Annotated in this window: 13 protein-coding genes; 12 read left to right on the top strand and 1 reads right to left on the bottom strand. The window is 64.3% G+C overall.

Translation table 11 applies throughout. From position 1 onward, the window contains the following. Positions 1-8: 8 nt before the first annotated feature. Positions 9-1808 (bottom strand): aminopeptidase P family protein, encoded by a 1800-nt coding sequence (locus tag AB4Y82_RS00065; protein ID WP_441603377.1) that lies wholly within the window; start codon positions 1806-1808, stop codon positions 9-11. Between the two features lie 224 nt (positions 1809-2032). Between AB4Y82_RS00065 and cyoA the strand changes: the two genes are divergently transcribed. The 12 genes from cyoA to truD all read left to right on the top strand — a co-directional run bounded on the left by cyoA (position 2033) and on the right by truD (position 14284). Beyond that, positions 2033-3031: a ubiquinol oxidase subunit II gene (cyoA, locus tag AB4Y82_RS00060; protein ID WP_441603376.1), complete on the top strand. Its 999-nt coding sequence runs from the start codon at positions 2033-2035 to the stop codon at positions 3029-3031. A gap of 3 nt (positions 3032-3034) precedes the next feature. Continuing rightward, entirely contained in the window at positions 3035-5059 is a 2025-nt protein-coding gene (gene cyoB / locus AB4Y82_RS00055) for a cytochrome o ubiquinol oxidase subunit I (protein WP_441603375.1), read from the top strand. Positions 5060-5062: 3 nt separating this feature from the next. Next, entirely contained in the window at positions 5063-5695 is a 633-nt protein-coding gene (cyoC, locus tag AB4Y82_RS00050; protein WP_441603374.1) for a cytochrome o ubiquinol oxidase subunit III, read from the top strand. Next, entirely contained in the window at positions 5695-6063 is a 369-nt protein-coding gene (gene cyoD, locus AB4Y82_RS00045; RefSeq protein WP_441603373.1) for a cytochrome o ubiquinol oxidase subunit IV, read from the top strand. Before cyoC ends, cyoD begins: the two co-directional genes overlap by 1 nt. Positions 6064-6347: 284 nt before the next feature. Then, complete coding sequence (locus AB4Y82_RS00040) at positions 6348-8018, top strand: CTP synthase (protein WP_441603372.1); 1671 nt, start codon at positions 6348-6350, stop codon at positions 8016-8018. Continuing rightward, the gene (gene kdsA / locus AB4Y82_RS00035; RefSeq protein WP_441603371.1) at positions 8015-8848 is read left to right on the top strand and encodes a 3-deoxy-8-phosphooctulonate synthase; all 834 of its coding nucleotides are present in this window, start codon (positions 8015-8017) and stop codon (positions 8846-8848) included. Before AB4Y82_RS00040 ends, kdsA begins: the two co-directional genes overlap by 4 nt. A 102-nt stretch (positions 8849-8950) precedes the next feature. Further along, the gene (eno, locus tag AB4Y82_RS00030) at positions 8951-10264 is read left to right on the top strand and encodes a phosphopyruvate hydratase (RefSeq protein ID WP_441603370.1); all 1314 of its coding nucleotides are present in this window, start codon (positions 8951-8953) and stop codon (positions 10262-10264) included. An 18-nt stretch (positions 10265-10282) separates the two neighbouring features. Beyond that, on the top strand, positions 10283-10609 hold the full coding sequence (gene ftsB / locus AB4Y82_RS00025; protein ID WP_204635621.1) for a cell division protein FtsB: 327 nt from the start codon (positions 10283-10285) through the stop codon (positions 10607-10609). Continuing rightward, on the top strand, positions 10606-11298 hold the full coding sequence (ispD, locus tag AB4Y82_RS00020; RefSeq protein WP_441603369.1) for a 2-C-methyl-D-erythritol 4-phosphate cytidylyltransferase: 693 nt from the start codon (positions 10606-10608) through the stop codon (positions 11296-11298). Before ftsB ends, ispD begins: the two co-directional genes overlap by 4 nt. Positions 11299-11326: 28 nt before the next feature. Continuing rightward, positions 11327-11800 carry a 2-C-methyl-D-erythritol 2,4-cyclodiphosphate synthase gene (ispF, locus tag AB4Y82_RS00015; RefSeq protein WP_441603575.1) on the top strand — a complete coding sequence of 158 codons (474 nt, stop codon included), beginning with the start codon at positions 11327-11329 and terminating at the stop codon, positions 11798-11800. Then, complete coding sequence (mgtE, locus tag AB4Y82_RS00010; RefSeq protein WP_441603368.1) at positions 11797-13215, top strand: magnesium transporter; 1419 nt, start codon at positions 11797-11799, stop codon at positions 13213-13215. The genes ispF and mgtE overlap by 4 nt, the downstream gene beginning before the upstream one ends. 52 nt (positions 13216-13267) lie before the next feature. Beyond that, positions 13268-14284, top strand: a complete 1017-nt coding sequence (gene truD / locus AB4Y82_RS00005; protein WP_441603367.1) for a tRNA pseudouridine(13) synthase TruD — start codon at positions 13268-13270, stop codon at positions 14282-14284. Positions 14285-14516: the final 232 nt, after the last annotated feature.

The following is a 14516-nucleotide window of genomic DNA, read 5'->3' as shown; positions in this document are numbered from 1 at the left end:
TGTGGCGTCTAGAGTGGCGCGCAGTGCCGCTCCAGCCACACTAGGTCCGCATCTTCCAGCAACGGCGCCAGCGCGGCGCGTACGGTGGCATGGTAGTCGTCCAGCCAGGCCCGTTCCTCAGGATTGAGCAGTTCCGGCTCCAGTGCGCGGCGGTCGAAGGGGCACAAAGTGAGCGTCTCGAACGCGTAGAACTCGCCGAACTCCGTCTTGTCGGCCTCGATCACCACCGCCAGGTTCTCGTGGCGGATGCCGTGGCGGCCCGGCTTGTACAGGCCGGGCTCGATCGAGGTGATCATGCCCGGGTCCAGCGGCACCAGGGTGGCGCCCGAGGCGGGCGGGCGAATGCCTTGCGGGCCTTCGTGCACATTAAGGAAGTAACCGACGCCATGGCCGGTGCCGTGGCCGTAGTCCATGCCGCTGGCCCAAAGCGGCGCGCGAGCGAGCGCATCAAGCTGCGGGCCGCTGGCACCCTTGGGAAAGCGGGCGCGGCTGAGAGCGATCAGGCCCTTCATGACCAAAGTGGCGTCGCGGCGCTGCTCGGCGGTGGTGTCGCCCAGGGCGAGCACGCGGGTGACGTCGGTGGTGCCGCCCAGGTATTGGCCCCCGGAATCGACCAGCAACAGGCCCTGCGGCTTCAGCGTGCTATGGGCTTCCGGCGTGGCGCGGTAGTGGGGCAGGGCGCCATTGGCCTGATAGCCGGCGATGGTCGAGAAACTCTCGCCGACGAAATTGGGTTGTGCGGAACGTTCTTCGCGCAGCAGGGCATCGACGTCGAGCTCGGTCTGCTTCATGCCGGCGGTGACGCGTTCCTCCAGTCGGCGGAACGCGCGCACCAGGGCCGCGCCGTCACGGCGCATGGCGTCGCGGACATGTTCCAGCTCGCCTTCTGTCTTGCGCGCCTTGAACAGCGTCGACGGATTGGCCGCCTCGATCGGCGGCGCGGCAGCCGGAATCGCCGACGCCACGGCCACCACAACGCGGTTGCCGTCCAGCAATAGTCGATCTTGCGCGGTCAGTTCGGCCAGCGCATCGGTCACCGTCGCGTAATCGGCGATGCGCACCTGGTCGGCGTGGAGCGCCTGCACCAGGGCGTCGCTGAGCTTGCCCCGATCCACGAACAGGGTGGCGTGTCCTTCGGCCTGCACCAATAGATGCGCGAGGAACACCGGGTTGCACTCCACATCACTGCCGCGCAGGTTGGTCAGCCAGGCGATGTCGTCGAGGCTGGACACCAGATGATGAGTGGCTCCCAGCTTGCGCATGGCGGTGCGCAGGCGACCGAATTTGTCGCTACGTGGCTGGCCGGCGTAGCGGGCCGGATGTTCCACCACCGGCGCAGCGGGCAGAGCGGGACGATCCGGCCAGATCAGCCCCGGCAGGTCCAGATCCGTGCGCAACTTTGCGCCGTTGCGTTCCAGGCGCCGCTCAAGCTGCCGCGCTGCGGACAACGAAAAGCTGTCGCCGGCAACAGCCAGCACCTGATCCTCGCTCAAGCGCTCGAGCAGCCACTCGATATGTTCCGGCGCATGCGCCACGCGCTGCTTCATCAGTTCGACGCCGCTTCCGGCCAATTCCGTGGCGGCCTGCGCGAAATAGCGGCTGTCGGTCCATAAGCCCGCGTGATCGGCCGTGACCACCAGCGTGCCGGCCGAGCCCGTAAACCCGGACAGCCATTGGCGAGCCTGCCAGTGCGCGGGCAGATATTCGGAAAGGTGAGGGTCGGCGCTGGGCACGAGGCAGGCGGCGATGCCGTGTTGCTGCATGGCTTGCCGCAGGGCGGCCAGTTTCATCGGCGTGGTGAGGTCCATCGGCGCATGTTAGCAGGGGCGCGGCGTCGTCGATTTTCCTGAAATGTCGACCAAGGTCGACGATGGAATGCGGGTGCGCGAGCTTGCTTTTTCAAGTCAAGTGGTCGCGACCTCGTGCGCAAAATGTTGCATGTGCGGCATTGTGTCTCTAGGAGGCGAAAACGCTCGGACAAATCGCTACCATGCCGCCCGTCCCCACGCTGTACCCCAGGTAGTCAGTGAACATGCATGCCCTTATTTCGCGCTTGCGCTACGCAGGCGTTGGCGCCGCTGTGTTGCTCAGCGGTTGCAACTTGGAAGTCCTCACGCCCAAGGGCGACGTGGGTTCCCAGGAGAAGTCCCTCATCCTGATCGCGCTGGGCCTGATGGCCATTGTGGCCATTCCGGTGATCGCGATGACGCTGTGGTTCCCCTGGCGCTACCGCAAGGCCAACAAGAAGGCCACCTACGCGCCGACCTGGTCGCACTCGAGCAAGATCGAAGTGGTGGTGTGGACCATCCCCGCGATCATCGTGGCCATCCTGGCCGTGATCACCTGGACGAGCTCGCATGCGCTCGATCCGTACAAGCCGCTGGAGTCCGAGGCCAAGCCGGTGACGGTGCAGGTCGTGTCGATGGACTGGAAGTGGCTGTTCGTTTATCCGGAATACGGCGTGGCTTCGGTCAACGAGCTGGCCTTCCCGGTCGATCGCCCGGTCAACTTCCAGATCACCTCCGATTCGGTGATGAACGCCTTCTTCATCCCGCAGCTGGGTAGCCAGGTCTACGCGATGGCGGGCATGGAAACCAAGCTGCACCTGATCGCCCGCGAGCCGGGTGCGTACGACGGCCTGTCGACCAACTTCAGCGGCGAAGGCTTCTCGGACATGCACTTCAAGGCCATCGCCACCTCGGAAGATGGCTTCAAGGACTGGATCGCCAAGGCCAAGGCCACGCCGACCACGCTCGACGCCGACAGCTACAAGACGCTGGCCAAGCCCAGCGAGAAGACGCCGGTTGCCTACTACGGCAACGTCAGCAACGGCTTGTTCTCCAGCGTGCTCAACCAACACATGGACGGCATGTCGCATGACGCCGGCACGCACGAAGCGATGTCGATGGACATGCACCACGACGCGCCGGAAGAAAGCATGCAGATGGACATGCACGAACACCAGGACGGGGGCGCCCCGCTGTCGAACAGCGTGTCCTCGAACATCACCCCGGCCAAGGCAGAGAAGTAAGCCATGTTTGGAAAGCTCACCCTTGACGCGATTCCCTATCACGAGCCGATCGTGATGGTGACGCTCGCCGCCGTCATCCTTGGCGGCCTGGCGATGCTCGCGGCTCTTACCAAGTTCCGTCTGTGGGGTTACCTGTGGAAGGAGTGGTTCACCTCGGTGGACCACAAGAAGATCGGCATCATGTACATCATCGTGGCGCTGGTCATGCTGCTGCGCGGTTTCGCCGATGCGCTGATGATGCGTTTGCAGCAGGCGACGGCTGCGGCCGATTCGGCCGGTTACCTGCCGCCACACCACTTCGATCAGGTGTTCACCGCCCATGGCGTGATCATGATCTTCTTCGTGGCGATGCCGCTGATCACCGGCCTGATGAACATGGTCGTGCCGCTGCAGATCGGCGCGCGCGACGTGGCGTATCCGTTCCTCAACTCGCTCAGCTTCTGGCTGTTCCTGTCGGGCGTGTTCCTGGTGATGGTGTCGCTGTTCGTCGGCGACTTCGCCGCGACCGGCTGGCTGGCGTATCCGCCGCTGTCGGGGCTTGATTACAGTCCAACGGTTGGCGTCGATTACTACATCTGGGCACTGCAGTTATCCGGCCTGGGCACCACGCTGAGCGGCATCAACTTCATCGTGACCATCATGAAGATGCGCACGCCCGGCATGACGCTGATGAAGATGCCGGTGTTCACCTGGACGGCGCTGGTCACCAACATCCTGATCGTGGCCGCGTTCCCGATCCTCACGGTGACGCTGGCGCTGCTCACGGCTGATCGTTATCTCGGCATGCACTTCTTCACCAACGATCTTGGCGGCAACGCCATGATGTACGTGAACCTGATCTGGATCTGGGGCCACCCCGAGGTCTACATCCTGGTGCTGCCGTGCTTTGGCGCGTACTCGGAAATCGTCGCCACGTTCTCCAAGAAGCCGCTGTTCGGTTACAAGTCGATGGTGTACGCCACCTCGGCGATCGGCGTGCTGTCGTTCCTGGTGTGGCTGCACCACTTCTTCACCATGGGTTCGGGTGCCAACGTCAATGCCTTCTTCGGCATCATGACGATGATCATCTCGGTGCCTACCGGCGCGAAGCTGTTCAACTGGTTGTTCACCATGTACCGCGGCCGCGTCGAAATGACCGTGCCGATGCTGTGGACGATCGGCTTCATGGTTACCTTCGTGGTGGGCGGCGTCACCGGCGTGCTGATGGCGGTGCCGGGTGCGGACTTCGTCCTGCACAACAGCGTGTTCCTGATCGCGCACTTCCATAACGTGATCATCGGCGGCGTGGTGTTCGGCTGCCTGGCGGCGATCAACTACTGGTTTCCCAAGGCGTTTGGCTTCCGCTTGAACGAGGCCTGGGGCAAGGCGTCGTTCTGGTGCTGGCTGGTCGGTTTCTACGTGGCCTTCGTGCCGCTGTACATCCTCGGCCTCAAGGGCATGACGCGTCGCATGAACCACTATGCGAACCCCGATTGGCAGCCTTACCTGATCGTCGCCGCCATCGGCGCGGCGATCATCGCGGCCGGCATTTTCTGCATCCTGGTGCAGTTCTACGTCAGCGTGCGCGACCGCAAGAAGCTCACCGATCCCAGCGGCGACCCGTGGGGTGGCCGCACCCTGGAATGGTCGATCAGCTCGCCCGCACCGTTCTACAACTTTGCAACGCTCCCCCAGGTCCGTGAACTGGACCAGTTCTGGGAAGACAAACAAAACGGAGTCGCCTACGTGCAACCTGCCAAGTACGAAGACATTCACATGCCCCGCAACACCGGCGTCGGTGTGGTCATGGGCGCGTTCGGTACGGTCCTGGGTTTTGCCCTGGTGTGGCACATCTGGTGGATGGCGGCGATCGGCCTGCTCGGCATGATTGCGTCCTTCATCGTGCGCGCCTACGACCGCGACGTCGATTACTGGGTGCCGGCGGCCGAAGTGGAGCGCATCGAGCGTTCGCGTCACGCCCAGCTCAAGCAGTTCCAGACCACGCAGGTGGCTCCGGTGGCGGCGCCGCAGCGTCAGAAGGTGGCGTAAGTCATGAGCAGTCCTGCAGTAAGCGCCGCCCACGGCGCGCTCGACGGCATCTCCCACGGGGGAGATGCCCATCACCACGACGATGGATCCAAGACCCTGCTGGGGTTCTGGATCTATCTGATGAGCGACTGCCTGATCTTCTCGGGCCTGTTCGCGACCTTCGCCGTGCTGGGCAACGCCACCGCCGGCGGCCCCAGCGGCAAGGAGCTGTTCGAACTGCCGTACGTGCTCGGCGAGACCATGCTGCTGCTGATCTCGTCGGTCACCTTCGGCATGGCCATGCTCGCCATGCACGCCGGCAAGAAGAACCAGCTGCTGGCGTGGCTGGCGGTGACCTTCGTGTTTGGTGCCGGCTTCATCGGCATGGAAGTGCATGAGTTCGCCAAGCTGATCGCCGACGGCGCCGGTCCGAGCCGCAGTGCGTTCCTGTCCAGCTACTTCACCCTGGTCGGCACCCACGGTCTGCACGTGACCTGCGGCCTGATCTGGCTGGTGGTGATGATGGACCAGATGCGCCGCTACGGCCTGACCGACGCGACCCGTCGCCGTCTGTCCTGCCTGAGCCTGTTCTGGCATTTCCTGGACATCGTCTGGATCTGCGTCTTCACCTTTGTCTACCTGCGGGGGGCCATCTGATGTCCGCCAATCATTCCCCCCACGACGCGGCCCATCACGACGCCGCCCACGGCAGCACCAAGTCCTACCTGATCGGCTTCGTGCTGTCGGTGGTGCTGACCCTGGCCTCGTTCGGCGTAGTCATGAGCGGCAAGGTCCCGCACGACCTGATGATGCCCGGCATCATCGTGTTCGGCGTGGCCCAGCTGATCGTGCAGCTGGTCTACTTCCTGCACATGGGCACCTCGCCCTCGCAGCGCGGCAACCTCGCCATCATGCTGTTCACCTTGCTGATCCTGGCCATCGTGGTGGTCGGCTCGCTGTGGGTGCTGCACAACATGAATGTGAACATGATGCACCCGACGTCGCAGATGGTGCCGGTGGAGTAAGCCGGGGCTGCTGCGTGACGACCAAGGCGCCCTCGGGCGCCTTTGTTGTTTTTAGCCCGTCATTCCGGCGCAGGCCGGAATCCAGTAGCGGCAAGGCCCGGTCTTAGCCTGCCGCCGCCACTGCTGTCGCTAAAACCGCGCCGTCCCGCTACTGGATTCCGGCCTGCGCCGGAATGACGGGCAAAAGCCCCCAACTTGAACGCCCCAGTCATTTAGCCACCGCAAACCCTCGCGGTAGAACCGTTCTTCCTCTAAAATGCCGATTTCCAGCACGGCTGCATCCCATGACCCCCCTGATTTTCGTCACCGGCGGTGTGGTGTCCTCTCTTGGCAAGGGCATCGCCGCGGCGTCGCTGGCTTCCATCCTGGAAGCGCGTGGCCTCTCGGTCACCATGATGAAGCTCGATCCCTATATCAATGTGGATCCCGGCACCATGAGCCCCTTCCAGCACGGCGAGGTCTACGTGACCGACGACGGTGCCGAGACCGACCTGGACCTGGGTCACTACGAGCGCTTCGTCAATACGCGCCTGACGGGCAAGAACTCCATCACCACCGGCAAGATCTACGAATCGGTGATCCGCAAGGAGCGCCGGGGCGACTATCTGGGCGCCACCGTGCAGGTGATTCCGCATATCACCGACGAGATCAAGCACTGCATCCATGAGGCCACCCGCGGCTACGACGTGGCGATGGTCGAGATCGGCGGCACCGTGGGCGATATCGAGTCGCTGCCGTTCCTGGAGGCGATCCGCCAGCTGCGCATCGAGCACGGCCCGGAAAAGGTGATGTTCATGCACCTGACCCTGGTGCCCTACATCAAGGCCGCCGGCGAGATCAAAACCAAGCCGACCCAGCATTCGGTGAAGGAGCTGCGCTCCATCGGTATCCAGCCGGACGTGTTGCTGTGCCGTTGCGAGCAGCCGCTGCCCGATGGCGAGCGCCGCAAGATCGCGCTGTTCACCAACGTGCCCGAGAACGCCGTGATCAGCGCGGCCGACGTGGACGTCATCTACAAGCAGCCCCTGTGGCTGCACAAGCAGGGCCTCGACGAGATCGTGGTCAAGCGCCTGGGCCTGCAGGTCGGCCCGGCGGATCTTTCCTCGTGGGTGCGTACCGTCGAAGCGGTGGAGCATCCCAAGGACGAGGTCACCGTGGCCATCGTCGGCAAGTACGTCGAGCACAAGGACGCATACAAGTCCCTGGGCGAGGCCTTGCGCCATGGCGGCATCAAGCAGCTGACCCGCGTCAATCTCAACTGGGTTGATTCGGAGCAGGTCGAAGCCGAAGGCGCCGCCAAGGCGCTGGGCAATGCCGACGCCATCCTGGTGCCGGGCGGTTTCGGTAAGCGCGGCTTCGAAGGCAAGGTGCTGGCGGCCAAGTACGCCCGCGAGAAGGGCGTGCCGTATTTCGGCATCTGCTACGGCATGCATGCAGCCGTGGTGGACTTCGCCCGCAACGTGGCGGGTCTGACCGAAGCCGACTCCAGCGAAAACGACCGCAACAGCCCCGATCCGGTGATCGGCCTGATCACCGAGTGGACCACCGCCACGGGCGAAGTCGAGCAGCGCAGCGAGCGCTCCGACCTGGGCGGCACCATGCGCCTGGGCGCGCAGGAATGCCGCCTCAAGGCCGGCACGCTGGCGCGCGAGCTGTACGGCCAGGACGTGGTGCGCGAGCGCCATCGTCACCGCTATGAATTCAACAACCGCTACCGCCAGACCTTCGAAGACCTCGGCCTGGTGATCTCGGGCAAGTCGATGGATGACCTGCTGGTCGAGATCGTCGAGCTGCCGCAGCAGAAGCATCCGTGGTTCCTCGGCTGCCAGGCGCATCCGGAGTTCACCTCGACCCCGCGCGACGGCCATCCGCTGTTCATTGGTTTTGTGCAGGCCGCCCGTGAGTTCAAGGCAGTGCGCGAAGGCGAGCGTCTTGCGAAGGAGTCGGTCGCATGAAGCTGTGTGGCTTCGAGGTCGGCCTGGACCAGCCGCTGTTCCTGATCGCCGGCCCTTGCGTGGTCGAGTCCGAGCAGTTGCAGATGGACACCGCCGGCAAGCTTAAGGAAATCACTGGCCGGCTCGGCATCAACTTCATCTTCAAGTCCAGCTTCGACAAGGCCAATCGCTCGTCGGGCAACAGCTTCCGCGGCCCCGGCCTGGAAGCAGGCCTGAAGATCCTGGGCGAAGTGAAGCGCCAGCTCGGCGTGCCCGTGCTCACCGACGTGCACGAATACACGCCAATGAACGAAGTGGCCGCCGTGGTCGACGTGCTGCAGACGCCGGCCTTTCTGTGCCGCCAGACCGACTTCATCCAGAACGTGGCGCGCGCCGGCAAGCCGGTGAACATCAAGAAGGGCCAGTTCCTCTCGCCGTGGGAGATGAAGAACGTGGCCGACAAGGCCAAGGCCGTCGGCAACAACGACATCATGGTGTGCGAGCGCGGCGCCAGCTTCGGCTACAACAACCTGGTGTCGGATATGCGCTCGCTCAGCGTGATGCGTGATACCGGCTGCCCGGTGGTGTTCGATGCCACCCACTCGGTGCAGTTGCCGGGCGGGCAGGGCACGAGCTCGGGCGGTCAGCGCGAATTCGTGCCGGTGCTGGCGCGTGCCGCGGTGGCGGTGGGCGTGGCCGGCCTGTTTGCCGAAACGCATCCCGATCCTTCCAAGGCGCTCAGCGACGGCCCCAATGCCTGGCCGCTGGACAAGATGGAAGCGCTGCTGGAAACCCTGCTCGAACTCGATCAGGTCACCAAGCGCCACCGGTTCCTCGAAGACACGCTGTAACGGCTCTGATCCGCCTCGGGGGAGGCGAATGAAGCGCATCCCCCGCAGATCAGGCAGGATGTCTCCCCCTCGCTTCATTCACCTCATCAAGCAACGGATCCCATGAGCACCGAAATCACCCGCATCCACGCACGTGAAATCCTCGATTCCCGCGGCAACCCCACGCTTGAAGCGGAAGTGACGCTGGCCGGCGGCGGCTTTGGCCGCGCTGCCGTGCCGAGCGGTGCATCGACGGGTTCGCGCGAAGCGGTGGAGCTGCGCGACGGTGACAAGGCCCGCTACCTGGGCAAGGGCGTCAAGAACGCGGTTGGCAATGTCAACGGCGCCATCGCGAGCGCGCTGAAGGGCTTTGACGCCGCCAACCAGGGCGGTCTCGACGCCAAGCTGATCAACCTCGACGGCTCCCCGAACAAGGGCAAGCTGGGCGCCAACGCCATCCTCGGCGTCTCGATGGCTGCCGCGCATGCCGTTGCGGCGCAGAACCGCCAGCCGCTGTGGCAGTACCTCGCCAGCATCAACGGCACCACTGGCAAGCCCGGTTCGCTGCCGGTGCCGATGATGAACATCATCAACGGCGGTGCGCATGCCGACAACAACGTCGACGTGCAGGAATTCATGGTGCTGCCGGTGGGCGTGTCCAGTTTCAGCGAGGCGCTGCGCGCCGGCGCCGAAATCTTCCACGCGCTCAAGAGCGTGCTCAAGGGCAAGGGCCTGAACACGGCGGTGGGTGACGAAGGTGGCTTCGCGCCGGACCTGCGTTCCAACATCGAAGCGCTCGACACCATCCTCGAAGCGATCGGCAAGACCGGCTACAAGGTGGGCAGCGAGATCCTGCTCGGCCTCGACGTGGCCAGCTCGGAATTCTTCAAGAACGGCAAGTACGACCTGGAAGGCGAAGGCAAGGTCTACACGCCGGAACAGTGGGTCGACGTGCTGGCCAGCTGGGCCAAGCAGTACCCCATCGTCACCATCGAAGACGGCATGGGTGAGGGCGACTGGGACGGCTGGAAGCACCTGACCGACAAGCTCGGCCAGAACATCCAGCTGGTCGGCGACGATCTGTTCGTCACCAACCCGACCATTTTCCAGGAAGGCATCGACAAGAAGATCGCCAATGCCATCCTGATCAAGGTCAACCAGATCGGCACGCTGTCCGAAACGCTGGAAGCCATCGCCATGGCCGATAAGGCCAAGTACGCAGCGATCGTCTCGCACCGCTCGGGCGAAACGGAAGACACCACGATTTCCGATATCGCTGTTGCTACGACCGCCACCCAGATCAAGACCGGTTCGCTGTGCCGCACCGATCGCGTGGCCAAGTACAACCAGCTGCTGCGTATCGAAGAGGCTCTGGGCTCGGCCGCGCGCTATGCCGGTCGCGACGCGTTCCCGAACCTGGCCAAGCTGCCGGGCTGATAGGAGCGCACTACGCCGATGCTGCGTTGGGTTGCCCTGATCCTGGTCCTGGTCCTGATCGCTCTGCAGGTAAAACTGTGGAGCGGCACGGGCGGCGTGCACGGCGTGGAAACGCTGCGTGCCGCCGTGAAAAAACAGGGCGAGGACAACGACAAGCTGACCCAGCGCAACCAGGCGCTGGGCGCGGATGTGAGCGACCTCAAGCACGGCGAGCAAGCCGTCGAGGCACGCGCCCGCGCCGAGCTTGGCCTGATCAAGCCAGGCGAGACGTTCTACCAGGTCGTTGAAAAGCCGGGCGCCACGCAGGCGCCCGCGTCCGCAACCTCCACCAACGGCAACCCATGAACGCGCCGCTCTGGTGCGTCGTGCCGGCGGCGGGGCGCGGCACGCGCGTTGGTGGCAGCATCCCCAAGCAATACCTGCCGCTGGCCGGCCGGCCGCTGATCCTGCACACGCTGGAGCGGCTGGCGTCGCATCCCCGCATCGCCGGCCTGATGGTGGTGCTGGGCGACAACGACGGTCACTGGCCGGGTGTCGATCTTCTCTACGGCAAACCCGTGCTCACCACGTTGGGCGGTGCGGAGCGTTGCGACTCGGTGCTCGCCGGCGTGCGCGCCTTGCCACCCGAAGTAAGCGACGACGGTTTCGTGCTGGTACACGACGCAGCACGCCCCTGCGTGCGCGAAGGCGACATCACGCGTCTGCTCGATCTGGGCATGCCTGCCGGCGGCGGCATGCTGGGAGCACCACTGCGCGATACGCTCAAGCGAGCCAATGACGCGGGACGCAGCGAAGTCACCGAACCACGCGATCATCGCTGGCGCGCCTTCACCCCGCAGATGTTCCGTCGCGGCGAGCTTTCGGCCGCGCTGAAGGCGGCTTACGCTGCCGGCGTGACGGTGAGCGACGAGGCCATGGCGATGGAGCGCGCCGGCTTCGCGCCATTGCTGGTCGAGGGCGCCGAAGACAATATCAAGGTCACCACGGCAACGGATTTCGCGCTTGCGGAGTTCCTGTTGTCGCGTATGAAATGAGCCCGCGAGGCTCCAAGGAGTACCCATGATGCGCATCGGACAGGGCTTCGACGTCCACACTTTCGGCGAAGGCGATCACGTGATGCTGGGCGGCGTGCGCGTGCCGCACACCCACGGCGTGGTGGCGCACTCCGATGGCGACGTGGTGATCCATGCGCTGTGCGACGCCATTTTCGGTGCGCTGGCGCTGGGTGATATCGGCCGGCATTTCCCGCCCAGCCAGGAACAGTGGCGCAATGCCGACAGCCGCGTCTTTCTCCGTCATGCCGCCAAGCTGATGCGCGAACAGGGCTACACGCTGGGCAACGCCGATGTCACCGTGATCTGCGAAGCGCCCAAGGTCGGTCCGCACTCGCTGGCGATGCGCGAGGCCGTGGCCGAGGAGCTGCGTTGCGAACTCGGCCGCATCAGCATCAAGGCCACCACCACCGAAAAGCTCGGCTTCACCGGCCGCGGCGAGGGCATTGCGGCGCAAGCCTGCGTGCTGCTGGTCCTGGCATGAGCGAGATAGGAGGCCGCAGTTCGGCCTCGCGTCTACACGATCAGCTGGACAACATTGCCGACCTGTTGCGGCGACTGCGCGGCCTCGGCCAGCTGCCGGAACCCGACAGCGACCAGGGCTTCCGCGAAGCGCAGGTCGAGCTGCAACGCCTGCTCGATGCGCTGCATCCGGCCGATATCGCCTACGTGCTCGAAGCGCTTCCGTTGGTCGACCGCTTGGCCGTCTGGCAGCGCGTGAAGGCCGATCGCGATGGCGAGATCTTGCTCGAAGTCTCTGATGCAGTGCGCGAATCGCTGATCGCCGACATGGACGACCACGAGATCCTCGCGGCCGTCGAACCGCTGGACGCGGATGAACTGGCCGACCTGGTCGACGACCTGCCCAGCGAAGTGCTGCCCGAACTCATGGCCAGCCTCGATGCGCAACAGCGCGAGCGCGTGCAGGCCGCGATGTCGTATCCGGACGATCAGGTCGGCGCGCTGATGGATTTCGAGATGGTCACCATCCGCGACGACATAAGCCTGGAAACCGTGCTGCGCTACCTGCGCCGTTTCGACGAGCTGCCCGCGCAGACCGACAAGCTGTTCGTGATCAACCACGAGAACCTGCTCACCGGCGTGCTGCCGCTGAACTGGTTGCTGGTGACCTCGCCCGAGAAGCGCGTGAGCGAGGTGATGGCGCCGGACGTCAACACGTTCCATCCCACCGATGACGCGTATGAAGTCGCCCAGGCGTTCGAACGCTACGACCTGGTCAGCGCACCGGTGGTCGATGGCAATGGCCACCTGATCGGCCGCATCACCATCGATGCGATGGTCGACGTGCTGCGTGAAGAGAGCGAAAGCGAGGCCTTGAACCGCGGCGGTCTGCGCGAAGAGGAAGACGTGTTCGCCTCGGTGTGGAAGTCGATCCGCAACCGTTGGGCGTGGCTGGCCATCAACCTGGTCACGGCATTCATCGCATCGCGCGTGATCGGATTGTTCGAAGGCTCCATCCAGCACCTCGTGGCCTTGGCCACGCTGATGCCCATCGTGGCCGGCATCGGCGGCAATTCGGGCAACCAGACCATCACCATGATCGTGCGCGCGTTGGCGCTCGATCAGATCACCGCCGCCAGTGCGCGGCGGCTGTGGCGCAAGGAAATCGCCGTGGCCCTGATCAACGGCCTGGTGTGGGGCAGCGTGATCGGTGCCGTGGCGTGGTGGCTTTACGGCAATTTCCCGCTAGGCCTGGTGATGACCACCGCGATGACGCTCAACCTCGTGCTGGCCGCGTTCTGCGGTGTCGGCATCCCGTTGCTGATGATGCGCATGGGGCGCGATCCCGCGCTGGGCTCCAGCGTGCTGATTACCGCCATGACCGATTCGGGCGGCTTCTTCATCTTTCTCGGTCTCGCCACGCTGTTCCTGATGTAATGCGCCCCCGCGCTTTTCTTCTTTTTGTTGCCGGTCCCGCCGGTGGAGTCCCATGTCCGATCTCGAACTGCCCTATGCCTATGGCAACCCGCCGCTGACCGCCGTGCTGCGCAGTGCGCCCGAAGACTTTCAGGTCGAGGAAATTCTGGGTTACGACGCCGACGGTGAAGGTGAACATGCCTTGCTATGGGTGGAAAAGCGTGGCGCGAACACCGACTGGGTGGCGCGCGAACTCGCGAAGTTCGCCGGCATTCCGCCGCTCAACGTGGGCTATGCGGGACTGAAGGATCGCCATGCGGTGACGCGCCAGACCTTCTCCGTGCAGCTGGCGGGCAAGCCTGATCCCGATTGGTCGACCTTTGCCGCCGAGGGCGTGAAGGTGCTGGCGGCGACGCGTCATACGCGCAAGCTCAAGCGCGGCGCGCTGCGTGGCAACCGCTTCGTGCTGGTGTTGCGTCAGGTCGACGGTGATCGAGCGGTGGCCGATCAGATCCTCAAGCAGATCGCGCAGCGTGGCGTGCCCAATTATTTCGGCGAGCAGCGGTTTGGTCGCGAGGGAGGCAACGTGGCGCAGGCCCGTGCGATGTTTGCCGGGCGGCGCGTGGATCGCGACAAGCGACACTTCCTGTTGTCGGCTGCACGCTCGCATATTTTCAATGCTGTGCTGGCTGCGCGTGTTGAGCGCGATGCGTGGGATTCGCCGATGGAAGGGGAGATCTGGTCGCTGGCGGGGTCGCGCTCGTGGTTTGGGCCGGAGCCGTTCGACGCGACGTTGTCGCAGCGATTGGCTACGGGGGATATTCATCCGTCGGGGCCGTTGTGGGGGCGTGGCGAGACGCCTGCGCAGGGTGAGGTGGCGTCGCTGGAGAACGCCGTAGCTGCCGACAATGCGGATCTTGCCGATGGGTTGGTGGGGGCGAAGATGGATCAGGAGCGTCGGGCGTTGCGGATGATTCCGCAAAACCTGTCCTGGCGGTGGTTGGAGGATGGGGCGTTGGAGTTGAGTTTTGAGTTGGCGGCTGGGGCGTATGCGACGACCGTTGTTAGGGAGTTGGCGATCACCGGGTGATTTTTTGGGTCGTCATCCTGGCGTGGGCCGGGATCCAGATGCGGTGCGCTGCGGTTGTCGCGTTACCGCCAGCGTGCCGCCTACGCGGCGGGCGTTTCGATCGGCTGCCGCCGCTCGAGTCACTTTTCTTTTGCTGGCCCAAAAGATCCCACGGGACTAGCTTCGCGTCGAAAGTAACCCAAAGAAAATGGCCTGATAACGCCCGCAGCATCGTGCTGGGATAAGCCCGAAC

The organism is Dyella sp. 2YAF14 (genome assembly GCF_052114725.1).
Lineage (GTDB): Bacteria > Pseudomonadota > Gammaproteobacteria > Xanthomonadales > Rhodanobacteraceae > Dyella.
Note: the sequence above shows the minus strand (reverse complement) of the source record. Positions and strands in the feature narration are given on the sequence as shown.

Excerpts from the sequence above, each read along its gene's own strand:
- AB4Y82_RS00065 (WP_441603377.1), bottom strand. The coding sequence starts at position 1,808 with ATGGACCTCACCACGCCGATGAAACTGGCCGCCCTGCGGCAAGCCATG.
- eno (WP_441603370.1), top strand. The coding sequence starts at position 8,951 with ATGAGCACCGAAATCACCCGCATCCACGCACGTGAAATCCTCGATTCC.
- ispF (WP_441603575.1), top strand. The coding sequence starts at position 11,327 with ATGCGCATCGGACAGGGCTTCGACGTCCACACTTTCGGCGAAGGCGAT.
- ispD (WP_441603369.1), top strand. The coding sequence starts at position 10,606 with ATGAACGCGCCGCTCTGGTGCGTCGTGCCGGCGGCGGGGCGCGGCACG.
- mgtE (WP_441603368.1), top strand. The coding sequence starts at position 11,797 with ATGAGCGAGATAGGAGGCCGCAGTTCGGCCTCGCGTCTACACGATCAG.
- cyoA (WP_441603376.1), top strand. The coding sequence starts at position 2,033 with ATGCATGCCCTTATTTCGCGCTTGCGCTACGCAGGCGTTGGCGCCGCT.
- cyoC (WP_441603374.1), top strand. The coding sequence starts at position 5,063 with ATGAGCAGTCCTGCAGTAAGCGCCGCCCACGGCGCGCTCGACGGCATC.
- cyoB (WP_441603375.1), top strand. The coding sequence starts at position 3,035 with ATGTTTGGAAAGCTCACCCTTGACGCGATTCCCTATCACGAGCCGATC.
- AB4Y82_RS00040 (WP_441603372.1), top strand. The coding sequence starts at position 6,348 with ATGACCCCCCTGATTTTCGTCACCGGCGGTGTGGTGTCCTCTCTTGGC.
- truD (WP_441603367.1), top strand. The coding sequence starts at position 13,268 with ATGTCCGATCTCGAACTGCCCTATGCCTATGGCAACCCGCCGCTGACC.
- ftsB (WP_204635621.1), top strand. The coding sequence starts at position 10,283 with ATGCTGCGTTGGGTTGCCCTGATCCTGGTCCTGGTCCTGATCGCTCTG.
- kdsA (WP_441603371.1), top strand. The coding sequence starts at position 8,015 with ATGAAGCTGTGTGGCTTCGAGGTCGGCCTGGACCAGCCGCTGTTCCTG.
- cyoD (WP_441603373.1), top strand. The coding sequence starts at position 5,695 with ATGTCCGCCAATCATTCCCCCCACGACGCGGCCCATCACGACGCCGCC.